Here is a 4,988-nt window from a genome sequence, read left to right as displayed (position 1 = left end):
ATGCGCTGGATCCAGAGCGAGCGGAACTTCCGCTTTTTGACCTTACGACCGACATAAGCGTACTGACCGGCTTCCCAGACGGACTGGTGCGCGATGCGGAACGTATTCTTGCGGCGGTTACGGAAACCCTTTGCCTGCTTCAGAATCTTCTTGTGGCGGGCGTGGGCGGGAACTTTGTTACGTGAACGGGGCATCTTAGGCCTCCTAAATCAAGATCTTGAAGGATACGGGCCTAAAGGCCGTAAGGCAGGAATTTCTTCACAACGCGTGCGACATCAGCGTGAGAGGCGACTTTCGTGCCGCGGTTCTGACGAATGTACTTCGAATTGTGGCTCATCAGGCGGTGACGCTTACCCGCGACGCCGTGCTTGAGCTTTCCGGTTGCCGTGATCTTGAACCGCTTTGCAGCGGCCTTTTTGGTCTTCATCTTCGGCATTTCATCTCTCCTGTAGTCGAGCTCACACCATATAGGCGGCCCAGGGTTCATGAGCTGGAGGGCATGCCGTTCGCCCAAACCGCTCGGAAGTGGCGGCTTATGACGGATCAGAGGCGGAGAATCAAGAGGCGGATATGCTGATACTGCAGGCGATTTCGACGATGGCTTGCCCTCGCCTCTTCCCCTGATAAAGTCGCGAAGTGTTATAAAGTTTCAGGGGCTGTTTTCATGCGCACACTTATCCTCGCCGCCTGCATGGCGATTCTCGTCTTGCCCGGTCTTGCCGAAGACAATGGAAATGGCGCGAAAGAGACGCCCGACATTCCGGAAGCGCAAAGCTTCACCTCCGATCATACGCTGCGCCTCGGCAGCAAGACGGTGAAGTACAAGACCGTCGCGGGTGAGACCTATCTGCGTGACAACAAGGACGAGCCGACCGCCTCGGTCTTCTCGGTCTCCTATGTCGATACCAGCACGAGCAGCGCCGCCCAGCGCCCGGTGACCTTCGTCTTTAATGGCGGACCGGGCTCCGCTTCGCTCTGGCTGCATATGGGCGCGTTTGGTCCGAAACAGGTCATCACCCCGTCAGACGCCTCCGACGTTGGCGCGCCGCCCTACACGATGCGGGACAATCCAAACTCGCTGCTGGATGTCACCGATCTCGTCTTCATTGATCCGGTTGGCACAGGCTATTCCCGCCCGCTGGGCGAGACGGAGGGCAAGGAGTTCTACGGCGTGAATGAGGATGCCGAAAGCATCGCCGAGTTCATCCGCATCTGGCTGACCGAGAATGGCCGCTGGAACAGCCCGAAATACCTTGCCGGCGAAAGCTATGGCACCACGCGCGCCGCCGCACTGACCGAAAAGCTGCAAGGCGGCTGGAACGGCATCGGCCTGAACGGCGTGATCCTGATTTCCGCAATCCTGGATTTCCAGACCGCCCGTTTCGCGCCGGGCAATGACACCGCCCACCTAGCCTTCTTCCCCACCGAAGCGGCCACTGCCTGGCATCATGGCAAGGCCAACAAGGCGAAGTGGAACAATGATTTCGACACCTTCATCGAAGACGCGCGCAACTATGCCACCGACACGCTGGCTCCTGCCCTGATCCGTGGCTCAACCCTGAGCGAAGCCGACGATATCCGTATCGCGCAGGACATGAGTGATTTCATCGGCCTGTCGCCGGAATGGATTCGCCTCGCCAATCTGCGCGTTGATCCGCACCGCTTCCGCAAGGAACTCCTGCGCCGCGAAGGCTATACGGTTGGCCGGTTCGACAGCCGCTATAAAGGCGTCGACAGCGAAGGCACGGGCGAGACGCCAGAGAATGATCCGTCCGGTTACGGCATGGACGTCGCCTATGTCGCCGCCATCAATGACTATCTCACCCGCGAACTCGAAGTGGACTTCACCCGCCCCTACAAGGTTCTGACTGGCGAACCGGGATCACAATGGAACTGGAGCACGAGCCAGCAGGGCTGGCCGGCCTATGTCAATGTCACGCCCTGGCTCGGCAAGGGCATGCGCGAGAATACCGAGTTGCGTGTGTTGCTGGCGTCCGGCTGGTATGACCTCGCCACGCCCTTCTTTGGGGCCGAGATGGCACTCCGCAAGAATGGCGTCGTGCTCGACCGTGTCCAGTTCGACTATTACGATGCGGGCCACATGATGTACCTCGCCGAAAGCGACGGGAAGAAACTGTCCGACGACGTGCGAGACTTCATCAAGGCGGGTCAATAGGGCCTGAATGGCCGGGGGAGCCGACACGGCTCTCCCCGGCCAGTTTCATCTTCCTGTTACAGATATGACGGCCTGAATCCGACAGAGCCACGCAGGGGCCATTCTGTTCAGGTCATCCCGGTGAGCAACCTTGCCGGGATGGGGACCTGACACGTCCCGGCAGGCGGTAGAGGCAGGGTCGCAACCTCCTCTCCTCCTCGATGAGCTTTACCTGCGGCCTTGTCTCTCCGCATGCCACATACGAAAAAACCGGAGGGCTTGTGGCCCGTCCGGCTTATCGTGCTGGATCAGCTGGCGTCGAAATCAGCGCGGTGCGAGCACCATCGTCATCTGGCGGCCTTCGAGTTTCGGCTCGAGTTCGACCTTGGCCGTCTCATCGAAATCATCGCGTACCCGCTTCAGCAATTCCATGCCGAGATGCTGGTGCGCCATTTCGCGGCCCCGGAAGCGCAGGGTGACCTTCACCTTGTCGCCGGCCTCGAAGAAGCGCGCCATCGCCTTTGCCTTCACGCCATAATCATGCGTGTCGATGTTCGGGCGCATCTTGATTTCTTTGAGTTCGGAAGACTTCTGCTTCTTCTTCGCAGCCGCCTTCTTCTTGCGTTCTTCGAACCGGAGCTTGCCATAGTCGAGAATCTTGACGACCGGCACTTCCTGGTTCGGTGAAACTTCAACCAGGTCCATGCCCGCTTCACGGGCTGCATCCATTGCGGCCATCAGGGGCATAATGCCCTGCTTTTCGCCGTTCTCATCAATCAAGAGAACCTTGGCGGCGCGGATGTCATCATTGATACGTGGGCCAGTGGATTTCTGTGGTCCACCGGTGTCTGGTCTGCGAGCTATGGCGAATCTCCTTTTTCGCTATTTCAAGAATGCCTGAATATGCCCGTTAATGCAGGCATCTTCAAGGCGGACGGGCATTCTATACTTCCGGCGGCCCGTCAAGATGGCAGCACACCCAGCGCTCTGACCGATTGCCAGACATCATCGACGCTGAGTTCGGCGAGCGTGGGCGCGGAATTGATGATGATGGTCTTGTCGCCGCGCGGGGCGGCATGGTCCGGATTGCTCTCTGTCAGGGCAAACAGAGCCACCCCCGGCGCGCCGGCAATCGCCGCCATATGCATCGGGCCGGTATCGTTTCCGACCACGAACAGGGCTTTCTCGGCCAGGCCCACGATCTGGAACAGGTCCGTGCGGGTGGTCAGGCTTTTGGTGCGCGGCTCCTTGCGCACGATCTCGTGCGCAAGCGGGCCTTCCGCCTTTCCGCCAATGATGACGGGCGTCACGCCCGCATCGGCCACGCGCTTTGCGAGTTCGGCATAATTCTCAACTGGCCAGCGCTTGGCTTCGCGGTGAGCCGAGGCCCCCGGAATCAGCAGCATGTAAGGCTCTTCAATGCTGAAATAGGCCGGCTGCAGGCGCGGGGCATCGCGTAATTTCGGCCGCACCCATGACAGGTCCGGCTTCGGCGCCGTATTGCCGAGCCACCGCCCGCCCGGTGCCACGCCTGCTACTTCCAGCTGCTCGGCCAGACGGTCGATGGAATGCATCGTCCCCCGCTCGCCATTGTCATGGAAGAAAGCCGCCTTCTCATGATGGCCTGACCAGAGCGGTGCCTTGCCGGTCTTGCTGAGCGCGGTGAAATAATTTTTCGTGCGCCCGCTGGTCTGGAAATCATAGATGATGTCGTATTTCGCCTTGCGGATACGGGTAATCAGCGCCGCCGTGGCCTTCATGCCGTCCGGCCGGCCATCTGTCTCGACCGCGTCCACATAGGGGCACAATTCGGCAAATTCCTTGAAGAAGGGCGTCGTCAGCAGCGTGATGCGCGCTTTCGGGTGCATTTCCCGCACGGCCTTCATCGCGCCCAATGCCAGCACAAAATCGCCCAGCGCGCTAAGCTTGATGACCAGCACATTCAGGGCTTTTGCGCCCGGATTGACGGGACTTGCCGGTTTCACCGATTTTGCCATACGACCCTCGATTTCCCCTACTCCAGCAAGGTCTTATAGACTCCGAGTGTCGCCGCCTGAAGCCCCTGCTTGGAGAAATGCTGTCGAACATGTGCCTGGCCCGCCCGGCCCATGCCGTCCCGCGCCAGGGGACCGACGGACAGCAGGGCCCGGATTGCCCCGGCCAGCGCCTGGGCATTGCCCGGCTCGACCCGCGCGCCCGTCTCGCCCTCGATCACGGTTTCACGTCCACCGCCATGATCGGTGACAATCACCGGACGCGCCATCGCCGAGGCTTCGGCCGCCACGCGTCCAAAGGCTTCCGGCCGCACAGACGGCGCCAGCACGATGTCGCTCGCCAGATAGGCCGCCGGCATGTCGGTGATGTGCTCGGACATGATCACGCCCCGGTCGAGCCCGTGGGAAACCACGGCCTGCTCCAGCCGCGTGACATAGGTATTGCGGCCCTGCGCATCGCCCGCCAGCACGAGCACAAGCTTATCGCGCTCATCCGCCGCCAGCATGGCCAGTGCCTCGATGGCGATCAATTGCCCCTTCCACTCGGTCAGGCGCCCCGGCAGCAGCAATATCTGGCGCGGATCATCCGGGAGGCCCAGCGCGTCCCGGACCGCTTTCACGCGCGCCAGCGGTACAGCCGCCGGATCGAATGCCTCAAGGTCCACGCCGCGCGGAATGGTCACCACGCGTTCGAATGGTACGCCATGTTCGGTCTGCACATGCGCGGCGATCCATTGCGAATTTGCGATCACGAGATCGCCCTTCGCCATGACCGAATTGTAGCGTTTCTTCAGCTTGGTCTTGCCCGAATAGGCGCCGTGATAGGTGGTCACAAACGG

General features: G+C 60.7%; 6 protein-coding genes. 1 reads left to right on the top strand and 5 read right to left on the bottom strand.

All coding sequences use genetic code 11. The annotated features are described in order from the left end of the window. A partial coding sequence (gene rplT, locus B2344_RS11785) for a 50S ribosomal protein L20 (protein ID WP_290480695.1) occupies nucleotides 1-194 on the bottom strand: 194 nt, incomplete at its 3' end. A 38-nt stretch (nucleotides 195-232) separates the two neighbouring features. Beyond that, entirely contained in the window at nucleotides 233-436 is a 204-nt protein-coding gene (gene rpmI, locus B2344_RS11780; protein ID WP_034816462.1) for a 50S ribosomal protein L35, read from the bottom strand. A 228-nt stretch (nucleotides 437-664) separates the two neighbouring features. Here rpmI and B2344_RS11775 point away from each other — a divergent pair, with 228 nt between their 5' ends. Next, a complete protein-coding gene (locus tag B2344_RS11775) occupies nucleotides 665-2,176 on the top strand; it encodes a S10 family peptidase (protein WP_290485278.1) in 1,512 nt (503 codons plus the stop codon). Nucleotides 2,177-2,479: 303 nt separating this feature from the next. On the opposite strand, the gene infC is transcribed toward B2344_RS11775, so the two are convergent. The 3 genes from infC to B2344_RS11760 all read right to left on the bottom strand — a co-directional run. Further along, nucleotides 2,480-3,019, bottom strand: coding sequence for a translation initiation factor IF-3 (gene infC / locus B2344_RS11770; RefSeq protein ID WP_339682161.1), 540 nt, complete (start codon nucleotides 3,017-3,019; stop codon nucleotides 2,480-2,482). Nucleotides 3,020-3,117: 98 nt separating this feature from the next. Next, nucleotides 3,118-4,152, bottom strand: a complete 1,035-nt coding sequence (locus B2344_RS11765) for a glycosyltransferase family 9 protein (RefSeq protein WP_290485277.1) — start codon at nucleotides 4,150-4,152, stop codon at nucleotides 3,118-3,120. Between the two features lie 17 nt (nucleotides 4,153-4,169). Further along, nucleotides 4,170-4,988 (bottom strand): glycosyltransferase (locus B2344_RS11760; protein WP_290485276.1); only part of this gene is annotated, 819 nt, incomplete at its 5' end.

Origin of the sequence: Hyphomonas sp. UBA3195 (assembly GCF_002366485.1) — a bacterium.
In the GTDB taxonomy this organism is placed as follows: Bacteria; Pseudomonadota; Alphaproteobacteria; order Caulobacterales; family Hyphomonadaceae; genus Hyphomonas.
This window is presented reverse-complemented; position numbering and strand designations above follow the sequence as displayed.